Raw genomic sequence first — 24644 nt, forward strand, 5'->3', positions numbered from 1 at the left:
CGCTGGCCCTCTACCGTCGTTTGATGGGACTAGCCCACGGCATCGCCCCGCGCCTTTTGAAAAACCGTGTGGCGCGTGGCAAGGAAGACGCCGTGCGTTATACCGAACGTCTCGGTAAGACCGATATGCCGCGTCCTTCCGGAGGAACTCGTATGGTTCCATGGCGTCAGCGTCGGTGAGAGCCTTTCGGCCCTGCCGGTGATCGTGGTGCTGGCCGCCGAGCGCCCGGACCTCACTATCCTGATCACCACGGCCACCACGACCTCGGCCGATATTCTCGCCAAGCGCCTGCCCGAAGGCGTCATCCACCAGTTTGCGCCGATCGATACACCGCAGGCGGTCAAGGCCTTCCTCGATCACTGGCGTCCCGATCTGGCCGTCTTCATCGAAAGCGACATCTGGCCGATCCAGTTGCGCGAACTAAGCCTGCGCAAGGTGCCGAATGTATTGCTGAGCGCACGCATCACCGAGAAGACCTACAGGGGCTGGCAGCGTTTCAAGGGCGGGGTCCGCACCCTGCTGAAAGGCTACAGCCTGATCATGGCGCAGGATGCCGACAGCGAGGAACGGCTGGAGGCCATGGGGGCCATCGTCGGTCCGCGCGCCAATCTCAAATCGGTCGGCGCTGCCCTGCCGGTCGATCAGGCTGCCCTGTCAGAGCTGAAAAAGCTGGTCGGCAAGCAGTTCACCTATCTGGCGGCCAGCACGCATGCTGGCGAGGACGGCCTGATCGCCAAGACGCTGGAACCGGCGCTATGGGGCGGCGACCTGCTGATTCTGGTTCCGCGCCATCCCATCCGCGCCGCCGAGATCAGGCTCGATCTCGAAGCCATGGGATTGAAAGTGGCGCAGCGCTCGAAGGCTGAAAAGATCACCGCCAAGACCCACGTTTACCTCGCCGATACGCTGGGCGAACTGGGCGTCTTTTTCAGCCTCGCCGGCATCACCATCATGGGCGGCAGCTTTCTGGAAAACATTGGCGGCCACAATCCGCTCGAAGCCGCGCGGCTCGGTAAGGCGGTCATCACCGGACCGGACATCAGCAACTGGAGCGGCATCTATGCCGACCTGCTCGATGATGATGCGGGCTTCCGCGTTCAGGGACCGAGCGAACTCGGCTTCCTGCTCAGCCAGTTGCGCCAGCACCCGGAAGTGGTGCGGACCGCCAACGAAAAGGCGCATATCGTCAGCAAGCGCGAAGCCAATACGCTTGATACTGTCTGGGCGGCGCTGTCGCCTTTGTTACCCGAACGCACGCCATGACGATCAAAACGCCGGACTGGTGGTATAAGAAAAACGCCGCTGGCGCACCGTGGTGGCGCTTTCTCCTGTGGCCTCTGTCCTTGGTATGGCTCGCGATCAATAGGATCAAAAGCGCCACGGCCAAGCCCTTCCGTTCAAAGCTGTTCGTTATCAGCATCGGAAATGTGACGCTCGGTGGATCGGGCAAGACGCCGATCGCCGGCGAGATTCTCAGCCTGCTGACGCCTAAGGCTTACGGTCTGTCGCGCGGTCACGGCGGCACGCTGGCCGGGCCGATCAGGGTCGATCCCACGCTCCATAGCGCAGCAGACGTCGGTGATGAACCCCTGATGCTGGCGCAGGATCATCCCTTCGTCATCGCCCATGACCGCGCCGCTGGTTTGCGTCTTATTGAAAAGGTGCGCAAGACACCGAAGCCGATCATCGCCGTGGTCGATGACGCTCACCAGAACCTGAAAATCGCCAAGGACCTGCATATTCTGATCATCGATGGTGATACGCGCAACGGCGCCTGGCCTTTCGGCGATAATGGCGTCTGCCCCTATGGCCCGATGCGTGAACCGCTGGCGCAAGGCCTTGAGCGTGCTGACCTCTGCGTGCTGTGGATGCCGGACGATGACGCCCAGCCCGATCCGGATATGATCGCTCTGCTCGGCGACAAACCGGTCTTCGTCGCCCGCCTGCAAGCCCATGCACCAGCGATCCCCGCACCGGTCTTTGGCTTTGCCGGCATCGCCAAGCCCTGGAAGTTTGAGGCTACCCTGCAGAGCGAAGGCTATGATATCGCGGGCTTTCGCGGCTTCCCCGACCATGCGTCCCTTACCCCCGCCGATCTGACCAGGCTGATGGCTGAGGCCGAAGCCTTGGGCGCCCGGCTCATCACCACGCAAAAGGACTGGATCAAGCTTGATCCTGCCTGGCGCAGCCGAATCGCCTGCCTGCCGATCCGCGCCAAATTCGACAATGAAGCCGGCCTGCTGGCGTTTCTCGACAACGCTGTCAGAAGTGGCGCGCAGGGTTTAACTCGGTAAACCTCGCGGACTACCTTCCCCTCATAACAACGATAAATGAGGGAGACGATATATGTTAAAACCTATGACGGGCCTCCGGCTGGCGCTTGCCCTGATGGCCGGCCCTTTAGGCCTGGCCTCAGCCGCTCACGCTGAACGCCCCAAGCCCTTTGTTGAGATTTCGGCCGCCGAACAGGTGGCGAAAATGGGCCCCGGCGTCAACATTATCGGTTATGATCCCTACTGGCAGGACGGTGGCCAAGGCAATTACAAAGAAGAACATTTCAAGGCAATGCACGATGCCGGTTTCGGTACGATCCGCGTAGTGCTCTTCACCTTCAGCCACATCGGCGCGGACGGCAAGATCGATCCGAAATGGATGACCAAACTCGACTGGGTGGTTGAGATGGGCAAGAAATACAATCTCACCGTCATCCTCGATGAGCACGACTTCACCGACTGTTCAAAGGACGCCGCGGTCTGCGCCACAACGCTGAAAAACGTCTGGTCGCAACTGGCGACGCGCTATGCCGACGAGCCCAATACGGTCATTTTCGAACTGCTCAATGAACCGCACGATAAACTCGACGCCGATACCTGGAATGCCCTGTTCCCTCAGGTCTTGAGCATCGTCCGCGCCAGCAATCCAAAGCGTAACGTGATCATCGGGCCAACGCACTGGAACAGCCGCAACGATCTGGAACTGCTCAAGCTGCCGCAGGACGACCGGCATATCATCGCCACCTTCCACTATTACGATCCATTCAACTTCACCCATCAGGGTGCTAGCTGGGCACCGCCGGAAATCACCGCGCTCAAGGATGTGCTGTTCGGTACGCCCGAGCAGATCGCTCAGGTCGGCAAGGATTTCGACGCCGTGAAAGCCTGGTCGGTCGCAAACGATCGCCCGATACTGCTTGGTGAATTCGGCGCCTATGACAAGGCGGCCATGAAGGACCGCGTTCTGTGGACCTCGACCGTAGCGCGCGCCGCGGAAAGTCGTGGTTTCGCCTATGCCTACTGGCAGTTTTCCAGCGACTTCATCGTCTATGATTTCAAGAAGCAGGCCTGGGTCGAACCCATCCTGAAAGCCCTCATCCCCGCTAGCAAAGAATAGTTGTCATGAGTTTTACCCGTAACTGCTTAAGCGACACGTGTAGCCTGACGTCATTGGGATGGCGGTTTTGCCGTCTATGATGTAGACAAGCCGCCATGGGATCAAACCGATCCTCGAAGCCCTGATTCAAAAGAGTAAATAATGGTCGCTAAGGCGAAACGAGCCATGGAAGACGTCGCGAAGGTCGACGGCGTCGCGTACCGCTGGCATATCCACCGTGAACCGCAGTGGGCCACAGTGGATGGCGCCAAGGGATTGTGCATCTCGGTGCAGCACGAGGAAAACCCGCAAAAGGTGCTGCTGCTCGAATATCCGTTCCCGAAGCCCAGCCGCCATGCCCAGCGCCCGAAGGTCAATAAGCAGGACGTGGCCATTCAGATCGGCAAGGCCATGGAGGCCGGCTGGGAACCCGAATCCCGCGGCAAGCCCTTTACCTATATGATTGAGGGATAATTACTCTTCCCGCATCGCATCCGGGAAGAGTGTGTCGAGCAACTGCTGTAAGTCTTCAGGATAAAACTGCCCACAATAGATTTTGCCAATGCGTTTGTGGGTTTGGCAGTTACGAACGATCCAATGCGTAAACCCGCTGTCTTGAATTTACTCGATCTCAGCTTGCTCGCTATGAATTTTCCAAAGCGTGAGGCCGAACTTCTTCTCAGAGAGATATCCGTTCTCGACTATGTAACGGCAGGTTTCAAAATAGAGCCATAAGAAAGCCCCCATAGTTGTCATTCCAGCCAATGACAGCAAGGTCTCGCCAATATCTGGCAGGCTACCAAACGCCACTATACCGCGCTCGAATACAGGAAGCAGACCAAGACCGATTGTCATGACCGGTAGGACACTGCCAATCATCAGCATACCATATTGCGTAGTCTTGCGCGGTTTGATAATCAGTCGGCTCATTCTCCCCCCCTAATATCTCGGCTAAAAGCCTAAAGCGCTCTCCAGGCGATATCGGTGCGATAAAAGCCGCCCGGCCAGTCGATCTTGCCGATCGCGGCGTAGGCCTTGTCTCGCGCGTCCTGCAAGGTCTTGCCGCGCGCGCAGATGTTCAGCACGCGCCCGCCGGCCGCGCGCAAAGAACCGTCCTCGGCGCGGCTGGTGCCGGCGTGGAACACGGTGACATCGCTGCCGAAATCCTGCTCGGCGCCACGGATGATCGACCCCGTCAAGGGGCTGTCGGGATAGCCCTTGGCGGCATAGACCACACAGACCGCCGGTTCGTCATGCCATTCCGGCGCCGGCATGTTTTTGAGGCCGCCCTTGGCCGCCGCCAGAAGATAGGGCACGATGTCGCTTTTAAGGCGCAGCATCAGCACCTGACATTCCGGATCGCCGAAGCGGGCATTGTATTCCACCAGACGCGGGCGGCCGTTTTCGATCATCAGGCCGGCATAGAGCACGCCCGTATAGGCGTTGCCTTCGGCTTTCATGCCCGCCATGGTCGGGTTGAGCACCTCATCCTGGGTAATGCGCAACAGATCGGGCGTGACGATAGGCGCCGGCGAATAGGTGCCCATACCGCCGGTATTGGGGCCGGTATCGCCATCGAAAGCGCGTTTGTGATCCTGCGCCCAGCCGAACAGCATAGCCGTTTCGCCGTCACAGATAGCGAAGACCGAAGCCTCCTCGCCGGTCATGAATTCTTCGATCACGATGTTCGAGCTGGCCGGACCATAACGGCCACCCAGCATGGCCTCGATCTCGGCCACGGCGTCCTGATAATCCGGCGAGATCGCAACGCCCTTGCCGGCGGCCAGACCATCGGCCTTGATGACATAGGGCGGGCTGTAGGTTTTGAGGAATTCGCGCGCCTCAGCGACGTTATCGAAGGTTTCCGACGCTGAGGTGGGGATATTGTGACGCTTGCAGAAATCCTTGGTGAAGGCCTTCGAGGCCTCAAGCTGCGCCGCCTGTTTCTTCGGACCGAAACAAGGAATATTGACCACGGCCAGGGCATCGGCCAAACCTTCCGCCAGGGCGTTTTCGGGACCGACCACGACCAGATCAGCCTTGATGTCCCGCGCCAGACCGACCAGGCCCGCCACGTCCGTCGCCTTGATATTATGGCACTCTATGTCTTTGGCGCCTAAAGCCGCCATGCCCGGATTGCCCGGCGCGATGACCAGCTTGTCGCAAAGCGGTGATTGCACGATTTTCCAAGCGAGGGCGTGTTCGCGGCCGCCCGAACCGATCAGCAGAATGTTCATGCTTTCGCTTCCCTCAGAGGCGGGTTCCGGTCAAGGAGAAAAACCATAAAAACTGAAATTAGCCCGCCAGCCGGTGTGAGATAAACGTGCCTTCGAGACAATCGCGCAGAATGGCGAAAAACTGCGGCATATCGATCGGCTTGCTCAGCACATGGGTAAAGCCCTGCCCGCGTGTATCGTCTGAAAGCTTGGTCTGGGCGGCGGCGCTTAGCGCCACAATGGCGGTTTCCGCGTTGAGGCCACCCTGTTCACGCAGACAGCGAGTGGCGGCAATACCGTCGAGCACCGGCATCTGGATATCCATGAAGATCAGGTCGAACTTGATGGTTTCGCAGATTTCAAGCGCTGCCTCGCCATCGCCAACCTCATGAAGCTCCAGGCCTGAATCGGTGAGCAACAGACGGATCAGTTCGCGGTTGATCGGATGATCATCGACGATCAGCACCTTGCGGTCTTCAAGGAAAAACGGCTTGAGATCGAGCGCGGCCGTAACCGCTTTGGGCGCTTTGGCAATGGCGACCGGAATCTCGAACCAGAAGCACGAGCCCTCGCCCAGAACCGATGTTACACCGATCTCGCCCTGCATCAGTTTGCAGATTTCGTAGCAGATCGACAGGCCAAGCCCCGAACCACCGTGCTTGCGGTTGATGCTGTTGTCGATCTGGTTGAAGCGCGTGAAAAGACGTGCCTGCTGATCGGCCGCAATACCGGGCCCGCTGTCCCGGACCTCGACACGCAACCGGCCCGTCTTATCCATCTCCACCGACAGGGTGACGGCGCCGTCATGGGTGAATTTACAGGCGTTACCGATCAGATTGTACAGCACCTGACGCAGGCGCACCTCATCGAGCATCAGCCAGTCCGGCGTGCGTGCGTCATAGGCGAGACTTCAGGGTGATGTTGCGGGTTTCACCCAGCACGGCGAACTGGTCGATGATATCCGAGGCCAGGCTGCGCAGATCCGTTGGCTGCGGCGTCAGCTTGACCTGCCCGGCCTCCAGCTTCGAGAAGTCTAGAATATCGGTGATCAGGCTGAGCAGCGCCTCGCCGGCCTTATTGATGCGGCCGATATAGTGTCTGGCGTCGCTTGGCATTTCCGGCACGCCATTGAGCAGGGTGGCGTAGCCGAGGATCGTTGTCAGCGGCGTGCGGATTTCATGGCTCATATTCGACAGGAAGTCCGATTTAGCCAGGACGAAGGCCTCCGCATTTTCCTTGGCGGCAAGCAGGGTTTCCTGCAAATGCACCTGCTCGGTGACGTCCTGGAGGATGCCGAAAATGAACTCAGGCGCGCCCTTTTCGTCCATCTCGACGCCGCCTTTGGAATAGACAATGCGCTCTTCGCCATCAGCGCGGATCAGGCGATTCTGGAAGGTGAAATCCTCCCCGCTTGTCATGGCTTGGCGAACGCAACGCTCGACCGCCTCACGATCTTCGGAGTGGAACAGCGCGATCGAGGTTTCAAGCTGCGGCTGATAACTGACCCGATTTCAGGCCATGAATGGCGTAGACACCGCGCGACCAGAAACAGGCTCCGCTCCTGGCATTGATATGCCAGTAACCGACCCCGGCCACCTCTTCCATCAGTTCGAGCTTGCGCTGGGTTTCCTGAAGCTTCCGGATCGTGGCCTTGCGGATCGCCGCCCCTTTGCGCATCGCCAGCATAGCCGCCACGGTATCAGCCAGTTTGCGCAGGCGGCCAATCTTTATGGCGTCAAAATCATCACGTGGTTGCGTGTCAATAATACTGAATGTGCCGATCAGGGCGCCTTCGTGGCGCAAGGGAGCGCCGGCATAAAAACGTATGTGCGGCGTCCGCGTCACAAACGGATTGGCCATAAAGCGCGCATCAGACGTCGCGTCAGGGATAACCATCACATCGCCGTGCTTCAACACGTGATCGCAGAAGGAAACCTTGGCCGGCACCGAGGTCATATCCAGGCCGACCGAGGCGATAAAGGTATGTGTATCCCCTTCGGCAAGCGAAATCAGGGCGATCGGCGCCTCGAAGATATCAGCGGCCAGCGTGACAAGATGACCAAAGCCGGAATCCGGTTCGGCTTCGAGGCTTTCCGGCTGATGAAAGGCAGCGTGGCGGCTGACTTCCAGGTCCGAGGATGGCATAAGCTGGCGCATCGGTTCTGTTCTACACGGGCACTAAAAGGCTCACCCTAAGTTGAGGGCGCTAAGGAAAGCCTAACGATCACGGAAAAATAAGTTTCCCCCCCTGTTTTGGCATGAAGGCTGGCCGCAGACGCAAATTTCGCTAAACTGAGACATGGCCGACGATCTGCTTCCCCCCAAATCAACCAACCCTCAAAGTAACGCCGCCGCCTATTCGGTGTCCGAACTAGCCGGCGCGCTCAAACGTACGCTTGAAACCACCTATGATCACGTCCGCCTGCGCGGCGAGGTGTCCAAGGTGACGCGCCACGCTTCGGGCCATGTCTACCTGACCATCAAGGACGACAAGGCCGCCATCGACGGCGTTATCTGGAAGGGCAATGTCAGCCGCCTGCAAGCCCAGCCGGAGCACGGTCTTGAGGTAATCGTCACCGGCAAGATCACCACGTTTCCGGCGTCATCGAAATACCAGATCGTCATCGACGCCATGGAGGTCGCCGGCGTCGGCGCCTTGCTGGCCCAGCTCGATCGCATCAAGAAAAAGCTCCACGCCGAAGGCCTCTTCGATCCGGCACTTAAAAAAGCCCTCCCCTACGCGCCAAGAACCATCGGCGTCATCACCTCGCCCACCGGCGCGGTCATCCGAGATATCCTGCATCGTATTCGCGACCGCTGGCCCTGCCGCGTTATCGTCTGGCCGGTCGTAGTGCAGGGCGATACCGCCGCGCCTCAGGTGATCCATGCCCTGCGTGGTTTTCACACCGATCCCGCTATTCCGCGTCCCGATGTCATCATCGTGGCGCGCGGCGGCGGTTCGGTCGAAGATCTGTGGGCCTTCAACAATGAAGACCTCGCCCGCGCCGTCCATGCCTGCACCATCCCAATCATTTCGGCCGTCGGGCACGAAACCGACACCACCCTGATCGACTATGTCAGCGACCGCCGCGCCCCCACCCCCACCGGCGCCGCTGAAATGGCCACGCCGGTGCTGGGCGAATTGCGCGCCTTCACCGCCGATCTCGAACGCCGCCGTCAGGGCACCATGGCGCGTCTGTTAGAGACCCGCCGCGAACGTCTGACCATGCTGGCGCGCGCCCTGCCCAAGCCGCTCGACCTGATCGACTCTGCCCAGCAACGGCTGGATTATGTAGCGCACCGTCTTGGCGGCGGCCTGCTGCAAAACCTCAACCTGCACCAGACCGCCTATGTCCGCGTCTCCGGCCGCTTTTCGCCCGGTCTGCTGGAGCGTCCACGTCAGCTAAAACACACGCAACTGGCCCAACTGGCCCACCGCCTCGATCTGGCCATGGCGCGCCGTGTTACCCTGGCAGAAAGCCACGCGCGCCTGCCGAGCCTGACCACGCGTATGGACGCCGCGCTGACGCGCACCGTCACGCGCAGCGGCGAACGCCTGCCCGAGCTTGCCAAACGTCTTGGCGAGGCGATGACGCGCACCCTTTCCCAGCGTAGCGAGCAGTTGAAGCGACTGGAGCAACTGCGCGTCAGCCTCGATCCGGATCGTCCGCTCAATACTGGCTTCGCCCGCGTCAACCGCGCCGATGGGGCGCTGGTCGTCTCTCCCACCGGCATCGCATCGGGCGATGCGCTGGTTCTGACCTTCAAGAACCACGAAACCCTTGGCGTCATCGCCCATGGTGATGGCCCGCCGCCCGTGGCCACCCGATCAGAAGGGCCGAAACCCCAGCCAGCACTAAAACCTGCCGCTGCCAAGCCAAAACCGCCGTCACCGGACCAAGGCAGCCTATTCTAGTTTTGTCTATGCCGGGAATGCACCTTTAAGGGCACTTATAAGGCCTTGCTCCCACATGGACGAGTCATGTCCTGCGTAAATCGTCAGATAGTGGCAAACAAGGCCCGCCTCTCGCGCCTTTTTACAAAAAGCCGCTGTTTGGGCATTGAAATAATCATAGGCACCCGCGCCAAGATAAAGCGCTTGGCCCTTAGCGCCCGCAAAATCATAAGTCGCATCGGGTCTTCCCGCGACGGCGAAAGCACTGACATGACCGAACAGATCATAATGCTTTGTGCCAAAGGCCAAAGCCCAGGCTCCGCCGTTTGAAAAACCATAGGTCATGCGAGCAGAAGGCCTATGAGCAGCGTGAAACTTCTTTTCTGCCAACGACATGACCTCTTCAAGTACAAAGGCCTCATGACGTCCATAGGCTTGAGGGTCAGAGCGCGAGCCAGGCAAATATTCACGACCGCGCGCTTCACCGCCATTATCAATGCCAACCAGCAATACCGGACGAATGACATCATCCAGAATGAGTTTCTCAACCATAGGCGCAAAGGACTCGACGGCGTTATCCGCCATATAGATCACCGGATATCCGTCGACCGGCGATGATTGTGGTGGCGTATAGATGGTCAGACCACGCTTTTGTCCGAGGTGCACGCTGTCGATCTCAACAGTGTCGACCCTGCCTTTCAGACTGTCGACACGGACTGCAATAGGCGCCTTGATACCGCGATAAACCGTTTTTTCCGTTTGCGTGCCTTCGACCAACAAAGAAATATCAACGATACTTTCATTGATAAAAGGCAAATCATATTGTAGGCCCCAAAGCCCTTGAGGCTCTCCCTGCAAGGGCAACATCTGATCCTGAAAAGTACAACATAAGTCGGGTGGATTGCCGTCAAGGCTTCGTGCGGCAATACGCAGCATTGTGCCATCTAACCAATAGGTCAGGCTTTTATCTCCCAGGTGGACGGAGGCCGTTTGTGCATCAAAATCAACCGGCGCGAAGCAACCCGCATCCAGAACCGAGGCTGGCTGGCAGAGCGGTAAAACATGCATCAATTTCTGCGGCTGTGCAGGTGCGGATGAAAATCCGCCGATACTCAACACAATCGCTCCCATCAAACGCCACGTTCGCACGTTCATTTCCCAGCCCCGCAACTTGAAGAGATGAAATTAATATATGGCTACAGCTTTTTGAACGCCAGTCTTGATCGCCCCGCATCATAGGATTATGTTGCCAGCATGAATATGCACACGCCCTCTCCCTTGCCCGGCCAGGCCATTGTCCATTACGGCGATGGCGACTACACGCTTATGCGCCCCGGCAAGTTCGTGATCTGCGCCGTTTCCGGCAAGCAGATCCCGCTCGAAGCGCTGAAATACTGGGACCCGCGCACGCAGGAAGCCTATGCCGGTCCGGAAGAAGCGACCCAGGCCTGGAAAAGACGGAACCCGTGATATCCAAAGGGCTGAACCGCCGTTCCGTGCTGAGTTTGAGCGCCGGCGCGGCGCTTGAGCTGCTGGCGCGGCCGGCCTTTTCGGCTGACCTGCCCTTTCGTCTGCGCGGCCGTTTCGAGCAAAGCGGCTATGCTGTGGGTCAGGCAACTCCTGACGCCGACCTGTGGCTGAACGGGACCTTACGCGGCCATACCTCGCCGGAAGGCTGGTTCTATATCGGCATCGACCGCGACGGTGTATCGCCCTACCGTATCGAGATACGCACACCCGCCGGCAGTGACAGTTTCGACCTTACTTTCACCCCGCGACTTTATGATGTGCAGCGCGTCGATGGCCTGCCCCCGGAAACGGTCACGCCCACAGCCCCTGAGGTGCTGGAGCGCATCAAGCGCGATTCAGCCCTTAAGGCCGAAGCCTTCGCCAGCCGCTACACCGATGACACCTTCAAGGGCGGCTTTATCTATCCGCTCAAAAACTTCTTGGTTTCTGGCCAGTTCGGCAATCAGCGTGTGCTCAATGGCGTACCGAAAAGCCCGCATTATGGCTTCGACATGGCCGCTCCCATCGGCACGCCTATCTATGCGCCGCAAGGCGGATTGGTGGTGCTGGCCGAGCCGGATCTGTTTTACGAAGGTGGCCTGACCTTTATCGACCATGGCCAGGGCGTCATCTCGATGTACCTGCATCAGTCGAATGTGCTGGTGCAGAAGGGCGACCGAGTCGTGCAAGGGCAATTGATCGGGCTCGTCGGCGCCAAAGGCCGCGCCACCGGCCCGCACCTGTGCTGGCGACTCAAATGGGGCGATTTCCATATGGACCCCAGCTTCATGGTCACAAGCGTTTAGCGATATTTCTACATCGGTGTTGCCTAATATCCGCTCTATCGGAAATATACCCGAAATATCAAGGTTCGCTTTGAAAAGATTTGGACATTTCGCATAACGGCTCTATGCGTTCGCCATAACAACCCGGGCGTAAGGCTCGCATCTATTCAAACTGCATTTGAACAATGGCTGACTACAGTAGTCTGAAAATTCTGCTGATTGAGGATAATCAGCATATGCGGTCCATCGTGGCCGCCATCCTGAAAGGCACCGGCATCCGTAATGTCCGCGAGGCCCGCGATGGCGCCGAAGGACTCGACATGCTGCGTCAGTTTCCAGCCGATATTGCCCTGGTCGATTTCAACATGGACCCGATTGATGGCGTCGAGTTCACCAAGTTACTACGCAACGCCCCCAATTCGATGAACCCCTACCTGCCCGTGGTCATGATCACCGGCCATTCGGAGCGATCGCGCGTCATTCAGGCCCGTGATGCCGGCGTCAATGAGTTCGTGGTCAAACCGCTGACAGCCCGCGCCTTGCTCGGACGGCTCGATTCGGTCATCATGCGGCCGCGCCCCTACATCCGGTGCAAGACCTATTTCGGCCCCGATCGCCGCCGGACGTCCGACCAACACTATTCCGGTCCGTTCCGCCGGAATACAGACGGCGTCATTTAGAACACCACGTTAATATCTGTTTACAAGTGTTAACAACCCCTTTCCGGGCCTCCTGAATCATTCCATAGTCAATGTGTGATTCTGCGTGCCGCTTTTGGCGTATCTGGGACCTCCAATGGGCAAATTTGTTCCGGCCATCCTTGTCGTAACCTACATTCTGATCAGCGCGAGCGTCGCCGCGATGATCTTCCGTGGCGGTTCGGATGGCGGCACGGCGATTGCGGCCCTCGCCGGCACGCTGGGCTGCTGCCTTGCTTTTCACGCCTATGCCTCGCAGCAGATGGCCGAACGCCGCATTATCCGCGATGTCGAAAACGTGCGTGATGCCCACCGCCTGATGGTCGATGCTATCAATTCCACGCAAAAAGACATGATCGAACTGGCCGATCGCGTGCAGAACCAGCGCACCTCACGGTCCGAGGAACTGACCTCGGAAGTCAAGATGCTGGAAGATCTGGTCATGAAGCTCGGTGAGAGCATCGAAGACCGCATGAACGAGTGGAAATCCGGCCCTGTTGTAGTGCCGCTGCGCGGCTCGCCCGCTATGAACCACAAAGAAGCGCAGGCTCTGGCGCTGATCGAGACCATCCGCGAAGCCCTGACGCAAAACCGGGTCGATCTCTATCTCCAGCCGGTTGTCTCGCTGCCCCAGCGCAAGACCATCTTCTATGAATCGTTTTCGCGCCTGCGCGATGTCACCGGCCGTGTCTTGATGCCCGCCGAATACCTGACCGTGGCCGACGCCGAAGGTCTGGTGCCGAGCATCGACAACCTGTTGCTGTTCCGGTGCGTGCAGATCGTGCGTCGTCTCGCCAAGCAGGACCGCCGCATCGGCATCTTCTGCAATATATCCCTGACGAGCCTGCGTGACGAGACCTTCTTCCCGCAGTTCCTGGAATTCCTCAACGAAAACCGTGATCTCGCCGGATCATTGATTTTTGAACTGGGTCAGGACGCCTTTGCCACCCGCGCTTCGGTTGAGGCGCGTAACATGGCCAAGCTGGCCGATCTCGGCTTCCGCTTCTCGATCGACAAAGTGACAACCATCGATTTCGACCTGCAGGATCTGCACCGTTCTGACGTGCGCTACGTTAAGGTTGGCGCTAATCTGCTGCTCGAACAACTGCTGGACGTCGAAGGCAAGCCGACGCTCAAGTTCCTCAAGGACATCCACGCCGGTGACTATGCCGGCCTGCTGGCGCGCTATGGCATCGAGGTTATCGCTGAAAAGGTCGAGAACGAGCGTCAGGTCGTCGATATTCTCGACATCGAGATCGGCTATGCGCAGGGTCATCTGTTCGGCGAACCGCGCGCCATCAAGGAACAGGTTCTGGCCGAAACCGATCCGCCCGCAGGCTTCGTCAAATCGACCATGCCGCAGCAAGGCCGCCGCCGGGCCTGATAGGCTTTAATTCGCTCACACTGACTTTCTGCCTTTCCCTCGTCACACGCAGCCGATAAGGAAGGCCGAACCGCCGCGTAACCTATGTGAGTCTGATGAGCCATCCTGAACTGCTGAACGGTATTTTTGACATTGCCGAACATTACGACGCCGTCTTCTGCGATATCTGGGGCGTCCTTCACAATGGCCGTCAGCACTTCCCGCCTGCTTACGAGGCCCTGCGCAAGTTCAAGGCCGAACGTGGCCCGGTCATCCTGATCTCCAATTCGCCACGTCCGCGCGAAAGCCTGATCAAACAATTGGCCAGCCTCGGCATCATGGATGATGCCTTCTCCGACGTCATTTCCTCCGGCGACGCCACCCGCGAATATCTCAAGAAATTCGCACCGCAAGGCTCCGCCTGGAAGGTTGGTCCCGAGCGTGACAGCGTTATATATGAAAGCATTGAGATCGACCTGTCAGGCACACCCCAAACGGCGACCTTTATCTCCTGCACCGGGCCGTTCGACGACGAGAACGATACGCTCGACCAGTATCAGCACGCCTTCACCCTCGCCGCCCAGCGCAAAATCGTGATGATCTGCGCCAATCCGGACAAGGTGGTGCAGCGCGGTGACAAGATCATCATGTGCGCGGGCTCGCTGGCTGATCTTTATGCGTCTCTTGGCGGCCCGGTGATTATGGCCGGCAAGCCCTATGCGCCCATCTATGAGCTTTGCTATCAGTCCCTGGAAAAAATCACCGGCAAGACGCACGACAAGGCGCGCATTGTCGCGATCGGCGATGGCCTGCCGACAGATGTTCTGGGCGCCAATGGCCAGGGCCTCGACCTCGTCTTCATCGCCGCGGGCATCCATGCGCTTGAGGCCACCAATGCCCAAGGCGTGCTTGATCCGCTGTTGCTCAAGGCCGTGCTCGATACCCAGATGGCCAATGCCAAATACGTCTCTGACGCCCTGCGCTGGAGATAGTCACGACGTCTTGCGATAGACAATAAAGCCAGAACGCTCAGCGACCTTGTCATATAGCTTCTGCGCCGTCCGGTTGTTCATATGGGTGTGCCAGTAGAGGCGCGCCGTACCGGCCGCCTGCGCCGCCTCGCTGACGGCTGAGATCAACCGGCGGGCTACGCCCTGTCCGCGCCGTGCCGGCACCGTAAACAGGTCTTGCAGGTAACAGCTTGGCTCGATCGCCGAGGTCGAGCGATGAAACAGGTAATGCGCCAGCCCGACCATTTCAGAACCACTGAGGCAGACCAGCGCATGAACCGGCTCGGCCGCATCGAAGAAACGCGCCCATGTTGTCTGCGTCACGCTTTCCGCCAAGGCGGTGGCATCCTTGCGGCCATAGAAGGCGTTGTAGGCATCCCATAGCGGCCGCCAGGATGGATAATCTTCCGGCCTTATCGGCCGCACGATATACGTCTCTGTCATAAGGACAACTTAAGCAAAAAAGCTTGGCACGTGGAACGAAAAAACGCGGCAGCCACACTGGCCACCGCGCTTCTTCACCATCGCAATCTTTAGCATTCTACCTTCTTGATGAGGTTCGAAATGTCTTTGCTGCTTATGCTTAGTCGAACAGGGCGTCGATATCGTCCTGCGAATTGGTCTTACCCATATCCTCTTCGGGGATATCGAACATCGAGTCGATATCGTCCTGCGAGTTGCCGGCGGCTTCCTGGGGCGCAGGGGCCGGGGCTGGAGCGAGGGCCGGCTTGGGAGCCGGTGCGGGTTCAGGCGCTTTAGCGACCGGTGCGGGCGCCGGGGCTGGCTTAGGCGTCGGAGCGGGTTCAGGCGCCTTGGCAACAGGTGCCGGAGCAGGTGCCTTGTCGGCCAGGGCATCGGCCTTGATCGGGGCTTCAAAGGCCGGCGCCTCATCAAACATGGCGTCGATGGCGTCCTGCTTGGTTTCCGGACCGCCAATGGCGGGACCGTTGAGCAACAGATCGTGGGCCCGCTTCTCTTCAGCCGTCATTTCACGGGGCGAACCGTCTTCGATTCCCAGAGTGTTGGCCAAACGACCAACGCGCTCTTCGATCTGCTTCAAAACATTGACGACCTTCGACACGCGCTGGCCGGTGATGTCCTGGAACGAGCAGGCCTCAAAAATCTTCATGACCTCATCATCGACCGCGGCCTTGTAAGCCTTCGGATCGTCGCCAAAGTCCTTGATGGAAAAGCCCATCATCGCCTCAGCGCAGTTCATGATATTGTGGGTAGCGTTTTCGGTATCGCGGGTAATGGCTTCAAGTTCCGCGCCGGCGGTCGGAATGCGTTCCTGCGAAATATCATGCGGACGCATGTCACGGATTTCTTCCTTCGCCTTGGCGATGTAACCGGCGATGATGCTGAATTCGTCCGAGCGGCGCTTATCGAGCTGCTGGAAGAAGCCGCGCATCAGGGCGACGAGCGCCTCGGATTGCTGCATCAGATTGATGAGCTTGGGCTCAAGCTCGCCGGCCATGGCGGCTTCGAACCCGCCGGCACCGTGGCTGTCATCACCTTGAGACTCTGGCGTTTTTGATGCTGGCAGGGCCATGATAATCCTACTTAATACGAATGGACAGGCTTAGAAATCGCCGAGAACGGCGGTGATCTTTTGCTTGAGAGTCGCGGCATTGAAAGGCTTAACAATGTAATTGTTAACACCAGCTTTCTTGGCCGCAATGACGTTTTCCGTCTTGCTTTCGGCGGTGACCATGATGAAGGGCGTGCGCTTCAGAACATCATCTGCGCGAACCTTCAACAACAGCTCATAGCCGGTCATGGGTTCCATGTTCCAGTCGGAGATGACCAGCCCATAAGAACTCTTTTTCATTTTATCGAGCGCCTCGGTACCATCCGAAGCTTCTTCGACGTTTTCAAATCCCAACTGCTTAAGCAGATTGGAAATAATCCTCAGCATGGTCTTATAGTCATCAACTACCAAGACCGGCATGGACATATCGATGGCCATGTAACGCCCCACTTTTTCTAAGCGAACCTTGCAATACGCAGGCTCTTGTTTCAAGACCGGTCCAGAATAGCTTGCAGACGATAAAATCAGGTTAAGAGCGATTTCATTTTTTATTTAATAAATTCAACGATTTATCCTATATTAACCATCATTTATAGTGAAAATAGCGCTGAAATCTCTATTATTTGTGCCGAAGCGGGACGCTTCTATCGTTAGCCGCTTGCCTTTTTATCCCGCACGGCTGCGGTTGAAGCAAAATCAATAGGTCCCGGGATTTGCCCTTGGCAGCCTTCGTCCCATCCATTAGACCTCACACCATGACCAACGCCTTCTATCTTGACGAACTATCGATCGACCAGACCGCCGCCCGCGTCTTTATGGTGGATGACGCCGCCATCCGCGCCTTCGCTGATGTCTCGACCGACCATAACCCCGTCCATGTCGATGAGGACTTTGCCAGCGCGTCGCCCTTCAAGGGCCGCATCGCCCACGGCATGTTACTCGGCGCCTATATATCGGCCACCCTGGCCTCCGATCTGCCAGGCCGCGGCGCGATCTATGTCTCGCAGACGCTCGATTTCAAACGCGCCGTCAGACCCGGCGATGAAGCGACAGTTGAACTGACCATCAAGGCCATCGACTTAAAATCCGGCCATGTCACGCTCTCGACCCTTGTCAAAGTGCGCAACAAGACCATGTTGAGCGGAACCGCTGTGGTTATCGCCCCTAAGAGACCTGCATAAGTCTGTGACCGTTCTCCTGCCTCGCTTCATCAAGGTCATCACGCTTGGCGTGGCAGCAGACCACAGTCTTGAGGCCGATGCGCCTCTGCCCGTCGGCGCCAGCGCCGCAATCGGCAGTTTCGACGGCGTGCATATAGGTCATCAGCACGTGATCGAATCGGCTATCCGCGCTGCAAAAACCAAGGGCATGCCCTCGGCGGTCATTTGTTTCGATCCGCATCCGCAAAGCTTCTTCCACAAGGACGGCAAGGCCTTCCGCCTGATGCAGCTTTCGCAACAACTGCGTGCATTCGAGGCCTTGGGGGTCGACTATGCGTTTGCGCTGACCTTCGATGCCCATCTGTCATCGCTCTCTGCCGAAGACTTCGCCCGCCTGATCCTGCGTGACTATCTCAAACTGAGCCACGTCTCGGCCGGTTTTGATTTCCAGTTCGGCAAGCGCGGCGGCGGCCATGCCAAGGATCTCGTGGCGTTCGGCGACCAGCTTGGCTTCACCACCGACATCCTGCCCTGCCAGACCGATGCCGAAGGCCATAAGCTGTCGTCTTCCGCTGTGCGCGATGCGCTGCTGGCCGGTGATGCGTCCCTGGCGACGGAGATTCTCGGCCGCCCGCAGGCCTATCTCGGCGAGGTCATCCATGGCGCCAAGCAAGGCCGCACTATCGATTTTCCCACCCTCAACCTGACGCTGGGTGATTATCTACGCCCGCGTTACGGCATCTATGTCACCCAGACCGCCCTGCCCGATGGCCGCGTGATCAATGGCGTCAGCAATATCGGCGTCCGCCCGACGGTCGGCGGCGATATCGAACTGCTCGAAACCTATCTGTTCGATTTCAGAGAAGAGGTTTATGGCCAGGTGGTCGAGACCCGTCTGCTCGATTTCATTCGTCCGGAAGCCAAGTTCAATTCGTTCGATGAGATGAAGATCGCCATCCAGGGCGATGCGGCCAAGGCGCGGGCCTATTTCCAAGCTTAACCGGTACAGCCTTCGCCCGCATGGGTCAGGCTGTCGAGATCGAGACGTCGCATGGCAGCCGTATCGCGCGGGCGTGGCGGCTCAGGCTCGCTGAAATTATCGATCAGTGTGCGCCCCATGGCGTCAACATGGCTGATATAGACGTCCCACTGCGTCATCACAACGGGATCGGCGCCCCGTTTGCGTAAGGCCGCCATGTCTTTGGCCTTCTTAGCGGCACGAACCCGCAGTTCCAGACCAATAGCGGTGCAATGGGAACGAATGGCCGCATCGGCGTTACTCCCCAGTCGGCTGACCAGCGCTACCGCCAGAGTCATCACCACCACGCCACTGATCCACTTGATACGCATAACACTCCGCCGCTACTGCGGGCAAAATGCCGTCCCTTTCCCGGCAAGTCCAGTGCTCTAACGCTTTTTTACCGGCTGACGCAGGATGGTTTTCAACTTTTCCGGCGCCGTCTTGCGTGGATCGCTAAGATAGATTTCGTGATGCTTACCGGTTTCGATCAACCCCTGTGCCGGTAGCCACTCTTCATGCAGCCGCTGTAAAACCGGCCCTTCATCATCATAAGGGCCGACATGCAGAATCTGGGCGCTCAAACCCTCGTCCAGCCGTTCCAGCCGCACCTTTTCAAGTCCCGGCAGGCCTTTTTTCATCACCACCTCGCTGAGCGCGGCGCACAGGTGGCCTTTTTCGATCCAGTCCGGTTGCAGGATCATCATGGTCCATGACCATTTTGACTTTTCGCGCGTGACGAAGGTCTTCATGTCCCTGGCCCACCACAGACCTTCCAGCGGCCCGACGACATAATCGCGGTCAAACGCGCGCTTGCTCATGAATTTGAGCGTGTAGGACAAGGAATAGAGCGCCTCGATGGCCTGGGCATATGCCGGCGCGGTGTTGGGATCGCCCACACCATCGAACATCAGATAGTGCAGCGATGGCACCTCGATCAGCGCAAAGTCCTTCGACGTGGCGCTATACAGCGACTTATATTCCGTTTTCAGATCGATCTTGCTCAATTCCGGTCTCCTGTTTTGAGCAGAATAACCGGCCTGATGCCAAAATCTGCCAGCAGGATCAGGCTTTCGGCGAAAGCTTGAGCAACCGCCCGTCACCATCCTCCAGCAGATAGATATCACCGTCAGGCCCCTGCTCGACTTCACGCAGGCGCTCCATCGGCCACTGATCGCCCTTGGTGGCCTTGTCACCATCGAGATGGACACGGATCAGGGCCTGCCCCGAAAGCGCCGTGATGAACATGTCGCCCTGCCATTTCGGGAATTTTTTGCCTGTATAGATCAGCATGGAAGACGGGGAGATCGACGGATTCCACCACACCTTCGGCGCCTCGAATTCCGGCCGCGTCGAATGATCCGGAATATCGGTGTCGTCATAGTCGCTACCGTTGGAAACAATAGGCCAGCCGTAATTCTTGCCCGCCGCGATCAGATTGACCTCATCGCCGCCCTGCGGCCCCATCTCGTTTTCCCACAAACGGCCGACCTTATCGAAACCGAGCCCATACAGATTGCGGTGGCCATAGCTCCAGATTTCCGCCGACTGCCCGCCCTTGCCGGCGAAGGGATTGCCCGGCGCCGGCTTGCCATCGGGCGTAAGGCGCAGCACCTTGCCGAGATTGACCGTGAGATCCTGCGCGGGCGTCTTTTTCTGCCGCTCGCCAGAGGTCACGTAAAGATATTTGCCATCCGGCGAGAACAGCAGGCGGTGCGAGAAGTGCCCGTCGCCTTCCACCTTGGTCTGCCACCAGATGACCTCAAGCCCCTCAACACGCGGATTGGCCGCATCGAGCGTCAGCTTGCCGCGACCGACCACGGCGCCGCTGAGGCTGCCTTCGCCTTCTTCGACCCAACTCAGATAAATCATACCCGATTGCGCGAAATCCGGCGCCAGGGCCACATCGCCGAAACCGCCCTGGCCTTCCTCAAGCACCTTGGGCGCACCGGCCACCTCCCTGATGGTCTTGCCGGACAGCCATTTCAGCTTGCCAGCCTTTTCAGTGATGAGCGCGTCGCCACCGGGCAGAAAGACCATCGCCCAGGGCTGATCGAAGCGCGCCACCTCGGTGACGGTGAAGGGCGCGGCGCCCGATTCCGCGGGGGTTTGCGCCTGACAGGCGCCGGCGGTCAGGACCAGCAGGGCGAGACTGAGAACGGGGATGGCTTTCATGGGGCGCTTCCTTGGCTGTTTTATGAGCGCAGGCTAGTTCGGAGCCACCGGCAAAGTCAATGCGGCTTTGTGTTTGCAAAAAGCCACTTTATCCTATTGTGCGTTATAGCCTTGAACGATGAGGTTAAATCGGTTCAAGGCTGTAAATCTTTGTGACGCCTTATGTTTTTCCAAAAAGTGGCATCCACTTTTTGGCATAAGGCTCTAGGCAAGTTTGGGACGCTCTGTTAAAGCCAGAACCATGTTGATGTCAGGCTTGCAAATCATACGAATTTGAGGCCCAGCGCAGGATCGCCTGTGCTGGGAATAGACATGCCTGCCCCATTACCGACATCTTTTTATAAGACCTGAAAGTCATGCCCGAATTCGAAAATGCCCCTGCGGCCCGCGATTACCGCGAAACCGTCTTCCTGCCCGAAACCGAATTTCCCATGCGCGCCGGCTTGCCAAAGGCTGAGCCTGAAATGCTGAAAAAGTGGGATGAGGCCGATCTTTATCACGCCGTGCGCAAGGCACGCCAGGCCGCCGGCGCGCCGCTGTTCGTGCTACATGACGGCCCGCCCTACGCCAACGGCAATATCCACATAGGCCATGCCCTCAACAAGATCCTCAAGGATTTTGTCGTGCGCTCGAAGTTCCTGACCGGCCATGATGTCGATTATGTGCCGGGCTGGGATTGCCACGGTCTGCCGATCGAATGGAAAATCGAAGAAGAATTCCGCGCCAAAGGCCGCAAGAAGGACGAGGTGCCCGCCGCCGAGTTCCGCAAGGCCTGCCGCGAATACGCCGCCAAATGGATCGAGAGCCAGCGCGACGAATTCAAGCGCCTGGGCGTGCTTGGTGAATGGCAGAACCGTTACGCCACCATGGATTTCACCACCGAAGCCAAGGTAACGTCTGAGTTCCACAAGTTCCTGATGTCGGACCAGCTCTATCGCGGTTCCAAGCCGGTGATGTGGTCGCCGGTTGAGCGCACGGCGCTGGCCGATGCCGAGATCGAATACCATCCGCATGTCAGCCCCACCATCTGGGTCAGGTTCCCGATCCAGACCGGCGATTGGGCGGAAGCCACCGAAGCCTTCGACAATCTGAAAGACGCCTCGGTCGTTATCTGGACGACGACGCCATGGACGATCCCCGCCAACCGCGCGGTCAGCTTCAATCCCAAGGTCGCCTACTTCGTCTATGAAGTGACCGCCGTGAAGACCGAGGAAGAGCTCGGCTTCGCACCTTGGGTTAAGGCCGGCGACAAGCTGGTGCTTGCCGAAAAGCTGGCCGAAGGCGTGCTGCAGGCCGCCAACGCCACCGCCTGGAAACAGGTTATCGACGTGCCGCCTGACGTCCTGGGTGGTCTCAAGCTGTCGCACCCACTCGCCGCGCTCGATGAAGGCTACGGCTTCGACGTGCCTATGCTGGCCGGCGATCACGTCACCGACGATGCTGGCACCGGCTTTGTCCATACCGCGCCGGGCCACGGCGCCGACGACTACCTTGTCTGGCTGAAATCGGGCCGCTCGCTCGATTCGATCCCCGATACGGTCGATCCCGACGGCGCCTACTATCCGCACGTGCCGCTCTTTGCCGGTATGAAGGTGCTGGAAACCGAAGGCAAAAAGGCCGGCAAGTTCGGCGAGGCCAATGGCGCGGTCATGACGAAGCTGATCGAGACCGGCAATCTGCTGGCGCGCGGCCGGGTCGAGCACTCCTATCCGCATTCCTGGCGCTCGAAAGCCCCGGTCATCTTCCGCAACACGCCGCAATGGTTTATCCGCATGGATGGCGATGCCGCGCTCAAGCAGCGAAGCGGTAGCGCAACGCAAGAATCCCTGCGCGACAAGGCGATGGCCGCCATCGCCGCCACGGCGTTCTATCCCGATCAGGGCCGCAACCGTATCGGCGGCATGGTCGAGACGCGCCCGGACTGGCTGATCAGCCGCCAGCGCAACTGGGGCACCCCCCTGGCCATGTTTGTCGACAAGAAGACCGGCGAACCTCTGAAGGACGAAGCCGTCAACGAGCGCATCATCAAGATGATCGCTGATGGCGGCGCCGATGCGTGGTTCACCCGACCCGATGCCGACTTCCTGGGTAATGGCTATAACCCGGACGACTACGAGAAGGTCACCGACATCCTCGACGTCTGGTTCGATTCCGGCTGCACCCACGCCTTCACCATCGAAGGCCGTGCCGACTCACACTGGCCCGCCGATCTTTATCTCGAAGGCTCCGACCAGCACCGCGGCTGGTTCCAGTCAAGCTTGCTGGAATCCTGCGGCACGCGCGGCCGCGCGCCTTATAACGCCGTCCTGACCCACGGTTTCGTTCTCGACGAACAGGGTGAGAAGATGTCGAAGTCCAAGGGCAATGTCGTGGCCCCGCAGGATATCGCCAAGGAATCCGGCGTTGAAATCCTGCGCCTGTGGGTCGCCTTCGCCGACTATTCCGAAGACCTGCGCATCGGCAAGCAGATCATCCAGACCACGGTTGACGCCTATCGCAAGCTGCGCAACACCGTGCGCTACCTGCTGGGGGCACTCAACGGCTACAGCGAGGCCGAAGCTGTCGATTACGCTGACCTGCCGTCGCTGGAGCGCTATATCCTCAATGAGGTCTATTCGCTCGATGCCAAGGTGCGCGCCGCCTACGAGGTCTATGATTTCGCCGCCGTGGTTCGCCCGGTCGCCGATTTCTGTATCCAGACGCTTTCCGCGCTCTATTTCGATATCCGCAAGGACAGCCTCTATTGCGACGCGCCCTCGTCGCTGAAACGCCGCGCCTGCCGCACCGTCATGAACATCCTGTTCGAGCGCATCACCCTGTGGCTGGCGCCGATCATGACCTTCACCATGGAAGAAGCCTGGTCTTCACGTAACCCGAACGACAAGGCCAATCTGTTCCGCGTGCTCGAAGCCGCGCCGGACGTCTGGCACAATGTCGCCGAAGGCGACCGTTGGGCCAAGATCGAGACGGTTCTTTCGGTCGTCACCGCAGCCCTCGAAGACAAGCGCCGTGACAAGGTGATCGGCTCGGCGCTCGAAGCTGCGCCCAGGGTCTATCTCGCCGATGGCGCCGCCTTTGAGGCCTTCGAGGACATTGACGCCGCAGAAGTGTTCCGCACGTCACAGGCGAGTGTCACCACCGATTCGCCGCCGGCCCACGCCTTTACGCTAGAAGGCCTGCCGATGATCGCGGTCGAATTCGCGCTCGCCGAAGGGCAAAAGTGCCAGAGATCGTGGCGCATCCTGCCCGAGGTTGGCACGGATTCGCGTTACCCCGACCTGTCGGTGCGTGACGCCGAGGCCGTGGCCCTGTGGGACCAAACCCATGCCGGATAACCTGATGCAGAAACTGCGCCCCCATTTCACACCTCTTTACAGCCCGCTTGGCCTGCAAGGCATCCTTCTGGCGCTGGTCGTGCTGGTGCTCGATCAGGCCAGCAAGCTATGGATTTTATTCGGCCTGCGCTTGGAGGAGATACAGCACGTCAATATTTTGCCGTTCTTTTCCTTCACCATGGTTCATAACAAAGGCATCAGCTTCGGACTTCTGACTTCGGAAGGCCCTGGCAGGTGGCTTTTGGTGCTGTTTCAGTTCGGCATGGCCGCGGTCATTGTCGATTTCCTGCGCAACCAGAAAAGCCCGTTGGCCGCCTTGAGCCTCGGTCTGATCATGGGTGGCGCTCTGGGTAACGGCATCGATCGGGCGCGGCTGGGCTATGTGGTAGATTTTCTTGACTTTTCTGGGACGCATATCTTCCCGTGGGTCTTTAATGTCGCCGATAGCGCCATCTGCATCGGGGTGGCCCTGCTCGTGTGGTATTTCATCCGCGCGGACATGACGACCAAGGACAAAGATGCCGGTCAGGCGTAAAGCGCTTGGCAGGTATGTAGAAAACAAGTATCACTTCACAGTCCC

General features: G+C 58.7%; 26 protein-coding genes. 14 read left to right on the forward strand and 12 right to left on the reverse strand.

The annotated features are described in order from the left end of the window. The first annotated feature begins 75 nt into the window (after positions 1–75). From ABQ278_RS12760 to ABQ278_RS12775, 4 genes are all read left to right on the forward strand, one after another. Positions 76–1263 carry a glycosyltransferase N-terminal domain-containing protein gene (locus ABQ278_RS12760; protein ID WP_349319937.1) on the forward strand — a complete coding sequence of 396 codons (1188 nt, stop codon included), beginning with the start codon at positions 76–78 and terminating at the stop codon, positions 1261–1263. Further along, complete coding sequence (gene lpxK, locus ABQ278_RS12765) at positions 1260–2294, forward strand: tetraacyldisaccharide 4'-kinase (protein WP_349319938.1); 1035 nt, start codon at positions 1260–1262, stop codon at positions 2292–2294. Before ABQ278_RS12760 ends, lpxK begins: the two co-directional genes overlap by 4 nt. Positions 2295–2346: 52 nt before the next feature. Continuing rightward, positions 2347–3390 (forward strand): glycoside hydrolase family 5 protein, encoded by a 1044-nt coding sequence (locus tag ABQ278_RS12770; protein WP_349319939.1) that lies wholly within the window; start codon positions 2347–2349, stop codon positions 3388–3390. Between the two features lie 165 nt (positions 3391–3555). After that, a complete protein-coding gene (locus tag ABQ278_RS12775) occupies positions 3556–3843 on the forward strand; it encodes a hypothetical protein (RefSeq protein ID WP_349319940.1) in 288 nt (95 codons plus the stop codon). A 147-nt stretch (positions 3844–3990) separates the two neighbouring features. Here ABQ278_RS12775 and ABQ278_RS12780 read toward each other — a convergent pair whose 3' ends face one another. The 5 genes from ABQ278_RS12780 to ABQ278_RS12800 are packed head-to-tail and all read right to left on the reverse strand — an operon-like array spanning position 3991 to position 7730. Beyond that, positions 3991–4299, reverse strand: a complete 309-nt coding sequence (locus ABQ278_RS12780; RefSeq protein ID WP_349319941.1) for a hypothetical protein — start codon at positions 4297–4299, stop codon at positions 3991–3993. 29 nt (positions 4300–4328) lie between these two features. Beyond that, complete coding sequence (gene purD, locus ABQ278_RS12785) at positions 4329–5606, reverse strand: phosphoribosylamine--glycine ligase (protein ID WP_349319942.1); 1278 nt, start codon at positions 5604–5606, stop codon at positions 4329–4331. Positions 5607–5664: 58 nt separating this feature from the next. Next, positions 5665–6459, reverse strand: coding sequence for an ATP-binding protein (locus tag ABQ278_RS12790; protein ID WP_349319943.1), 795 nt, complete (start codon positions 6457–6459; stop codon positions 5665–5667). Between the two features lie 22 nt (positions 6460–6481). After that, on the reverse strand, positions 6482–7060 hold the full coding sequence (locus ABQ278_RS12795) for a histidine kinase dimerization/phospho-acceptor domain-containing protein (protein WP_349322163.1): 579 nt from the start codon (positions 7058–7060) through the stop codon (positions 6482–6484). Positions 7061–7067: 7 nt separating this feature from the next. Next, positions 7068–7730, reverse strand: coding sequence for a GAF domain-containing protein (locus tag ABQ278_RS12800; protein WP_349319944.1), 663 nt, complete (start codon positions 7728–7730; stop codon positions 7068–7070). Positions 7731–7884: 154 nt separating this feature from the next. On the opposite strand from ABQ278_RS12800, the gene xseA reads away from it, so the two are divergent. Beyond that, positions 7885–9501: an exodeoxyribonuclease VII large subunit gene (xseA, locus tag ABQ278_RS12805; protein WP_349319945.1), complete on the forward strand. Its 1617-nt coding sequence runs from the start codon at positions 7885–7887 to the stop codon at positions 9499–9501. Between the two features lie 6 nt (positions 9502–9507). Here the strand turns inward: xseA and ABQ278_RS12810 are convergent, their stop codons facing one another. Then, positions 9508–10635 carry an alpha/beta hydrolase-fold protein gene (locus ABQ278_RS12810; RefSeq protein WP_349319946.1) on the reverse strand — a complete coding sequence of 376 codons (1128 nt, stop codon included), beginning with the start codon at positions 10633–10635 and terminating at the stop codon, positions 9508–9510. Positions 10636–10734: 99 nt separating this feature from the next. On the opposite strand from ABQ278_RS12810, the gene ABQ278_RS12815 reads away from it, so the two are divergent. The 5 genes from ABQ278_RS12815 to ABQ278_RS12835 all read left to right on the forward strand — a co-directional run bounded on the left by ABQ278_RS12815 (position 10735) and on the right by ABQ278_RS12835 (position 14827). Beyond that, a complete protein-coding gene (locus ABQ278_RS12815; RefSeq protein ID WP_349319947.1) occupies positions 10735–10950 on the forward strand; it encodes a DUF2093 domain-containing protein in 216 nt (71 codons plus the stop codon). Next, a complete protein-coding gene (locus tag ABQ278_RS12820) occupies positions 10947–11795 on the forward strand; it encodes a M23 family metallopeptidase (protein ID WP_349319948.1) in 849 nt (282 codons plus the stop codon). Before ABQ278_RS12815 ends, ABQ278_RS12820 begins: the two co-directional genes overlap by 4 nt. Before the next feature lie 164 nt (positions 11796–11959). Continuing rightward, positions 11960–12454: a response regulator gene (locus ABQ278_RS12825; protein WP_349319949.1), complete on the forward strand. Its 495-nt coding sequence runs from the start codon at positions 11960–11962 to the stop codon at positions 12452–12454. A 115-nt stretch (positions 12455–12569) separates the two neighbouring features. Further along, a complete protein-coding gene (locus tag ABQ278_RS12830) occupies positions 12570–13856 on the forward strand; it encodes an EAL domain-containing protein (protein ID WP_349319950.1) in 1287 nt (428 codons plus the stop codon). A 95-nt stretch (positions 13857–13951) separates the two neighbouring features. After that, positions 13952–14827: a TIGR01459 family HAD-type hydrolase gene (locus tag ABQ278_RS12835; RefSeq protein WP_349319951.1), complete on the forward strand. Its 876-nt coding sequence runs from the start codon at positions 13952–13954 to the stop codon at positions 14825–14827. On the opposite strand, the gene ABQ278_RS12840 is transcribed toward ABQ278_RS12835, so the two are convergent. The 3 genes from ABQ278_RS12840 to ABQ278_RS12850 all read right to left on the reverse strand — a co-directional run bounded on the left by ABQ278_RS12840 (position 14828) and on the right by ABQ278_RS12850 (position 16808). Beyond that, entirely contained in the window at positions 14828–15289 is a 462-nt protein-coding gene (locus ABQ278_RS12840) for a GNAT family N-acetyltransferase (RefSeq protein ID WP_349319952.1), read from the reverse strand. A 139-nt stretch (positions 15290–15428) separates the two neighbouring features. Next, entirely contained in the window at positions 15429–16397 is a 969-nt protein-coding gene (locus tag ABQ278_RS12845; protein ID WP_349319953.1) for a protein phosphatase CheZ, read from the reverse strand. Between the two features lie 30 nt (positions 16398–16427). Next, positions 16428–16808, reverse strand: a complete 381-nt coding sequence (locus ABQ278_RS12850) for a response regulator (protein WP_349322164.1) — start codon at positions 16806–16808, stop codon at positions 16428–16430. Positions 16809–17131: 323 nt separating this feature from the next. Here ABQ278_RS12850 and ABQ278_RS12855 point away from each other — a divergent pair, with 323 nt between their 5' ends. Further along, positions 17132–17557, forward strand: a complete 426-nt coding sequence (locus tag ABQ278_RS12855) for a MaoC family dehydratase (protein WP_349319954.1) — start codon at positions 17132–17134, stop codon at positions 17555–17557. Between the two features lie 4 nt (positions 17558–17561). Next, a complete protein-coding gene (gene ribF, locus ABQ278_RS12860; RefSeq protein ID WP_349319955.1) occupies positions 17562–18536 on the forward strand; it encodes a riboflavin biosynthesis protein RibF in 975 nt (324 codons plus the stop codon). Here the strand turns inward: ribF and ABQ278_RS12865 are convergent. The 3 genes from ABQ278_RS12865 to ABQ278_RS12875 are packed head-to-tail and all read right to left on the reverse strand — an operon-like array spanning position 18533 to position 20729. Beyond that, positions 18533–18886, reverse strand: coding sequence for a hypothetical protein (locus tag ABQ278_RS12865; RefSeq protein WP_349319956.1), 354 nt, complete (start codon positions 18884–18886; stop codon positions 18533–18535). The genes ribF and ABQ278_RS12865 overlap by 4 nt on opposite strands. 57 nt (positions 18887–18943) lie before the next feature. Continuing rightward, complete coding sequence (locus ABQ278_RS12870; protein WP_349319957.1) at positions 18944–19561, reverse strand: GyrI-like domain-containing protein; 618 nt, start codon at positions 19559–19561, stop codon at positions 18944–18946. 58 nt (positions 19562–19619) lie between these two features. Next, on the reverse strand, positions 19620–20729 hold the full coding sequence (locus ABQ278_RS12875; RefSeq protein ID WP_349319958.1) for a PQQ-dependent sugar dehydrogenase: 1110 nt from the start codon (positions 20727–20729) through the stop codon (positions 19620–19622). 356 nt (positions 20730–21085) lie between these two features. Here ABQ278_RS12875 and ileS point away from each other — a divergent pair, with 356 nt between their 5' ends. Together ileS and lspA are read left to right on the forward strand one after the other, a co-directional pair. Continuing rightward, on the forward strand, positions 21086–24064 hold the full coding sequence (gene ileS / locus ABQ278_RS12880; protein WP_349319959.1) for an isoleucine--tRNA ligase: 2979 nt from the start codon (positions 21086–21088) through the stop codon (positions 24062–24064). Then, positions 24054–24599, forward strand: coding sequence for a signal peptidase II (gene lspA / locus ABQ278_RS12885; RefSeq protein WP_349319960.1), 546 nt, complete (start codon positions 24054–24056; stop codon positions 24597–24599). The genes ileS and lspA overlap by 11 nt, the downstream gene beginning before the upstream one ends. Positions 24600–24644: the final 45 nt, after the last annotated feature.

This window comes from Asticcacaulis sp. MM231 (assembly GCF_964186625.1).
Lineage (GTDB): Bacteria > Pseudomonadota > Alphaproteobacteria > Caulobacterales > Caulobacteraceae > Asticcacaulis.

Coding starts and splice junctions, on each gene's coding strand:
- lpxK (WP_349319938.1), top strand. CDS start 1,260: ATGACGATCAAAACGCCGGACTGGTGGTATAAGAAAAACGCCGCTGGC.
- ABQ278_RS12770 (WP_349319939.1), top strand. CDS start 2,347: ATGTTAAAACCTATGACGGGCCTCCGGCTGGCGCTTGCCCTGATGGCC.
- ABQ278_RS12775 (WP_349319940.1), top strand. CDS start 3,556: ATGGAAGACGTCGCGAAGGTCGACGGCGTCGCGTACCGCTGGCATATC.
- ABQ278_RS12780 (WP_349319941.1), bottom strand. CDS start 4,299: ATGAGCCGACTGATTATCAAACCGCGCAAGACTACGCAATATGGTATG.
- purD (WP_349319942.1), bottom strand. CDS start 5,606: ATGAACATTCTGCTGATCGGTTCGGGCGGCCGCGAACACGCCCTCGCT.
- ABQ278_RS12790 (WP_349319943.1), bottom strand. CDS start 6,459: ATGCTCGATGAGGTGCGCCTGCGTCAGGTGCTGTACAATCTGATCGGT.
- ABQ278_RS12800 (WP_349319944.1), bottom strand. CDS start 7,730: ATGCCATCCTCGGACCTGGAAGTCAGCCGCCACGCTGCCTTTCATCAG.
- xseA (WP_349319945.1), top strand. CDS start 7,885: ATGGCCGACGATCTGCTTCCCCCCAAATCAACCAACCCTCAAAGTAAC.
- ABQ278_RS12810 (WP_349319946.1), bottom strand. CDS start 10,635: ATGAACGTGCGAACGTGGCGTTTGATGGGAGCGATTGTGTTGAGTATC.
- ABQ278_RS12815 (WP_349319947.1), top strand. CDS start 10,735: ATGAATATGCACACGCCCTCTCCCTTGCCCGGCCAGGCCATTGTCCAT.
- ABQ278_RS12825 (WP_349319949.1), top strand. CDS start 11,960: ATGGCTGACTACAGTAGTCTGAAAATTCTGCTGATTGAGGATAATCAG.
- ABQ278_RS12830 (WP_349319950.1), top strand. CDS start 12,570: ATGGGCAAATTTGTTCCGGCCATCCTTGTCGTAACCTACATTCTGATC.
- ABQ278_RS12835 (WP_349319951.1), top strand. CDS start 13,952: ATGAGCCATCCTGAACTGCTGAACGGTATTTTTGACATTGCCGAACAT.
- ABQ278_RS12840 (WP_349319952.1), bottom strand. CDS start 15,289: ATGACAGAGACGTATATCGTGCGGCCGATAAGGCCGGAAGATTATCCA.
- ABQ278_RS12845 (WP_349319953.1), bottom strand. CDS start 16,397: ATGGCCCTGCCAGCATCAAAAACGCCAGAGTCTCAAGGTGATGACAGC.
- ABQ278_RS12855 (WP_349319954.1), top strand. CDS start 17,132: ATGACCAACGCCTTCTATCTTGACGAACTATCGATCGACCAGACCGCC.
- ABQ278_RS12865 (WP_349319956.1), bottom strand. CDS start 18,886: ATGCGTATCAAGTGGATCAGTGGCGTGGTGGTGATGACTCTGGCGGTA.
- ABQ278_RS12875 (WP_349319958.1), bottom strand. CDS start 20,729: ATGAAAGCCATCCCCGTTCTCAGTCTCGCCCTGCTGGTCCTGACCGCC.
- ileS (WP_349319959.1), top strand. CDS start 21,086: ATGCCCGAATTCGAAAATGCCCCTGCGGCCCGCGATTACCGCGAAACC.
- lspA (WP_349319960.1), top strand. CDS start 24,054: ATGCCGGATAACCTGATGCAGAAACTGCGCCCCCATTTCACACCTCTT.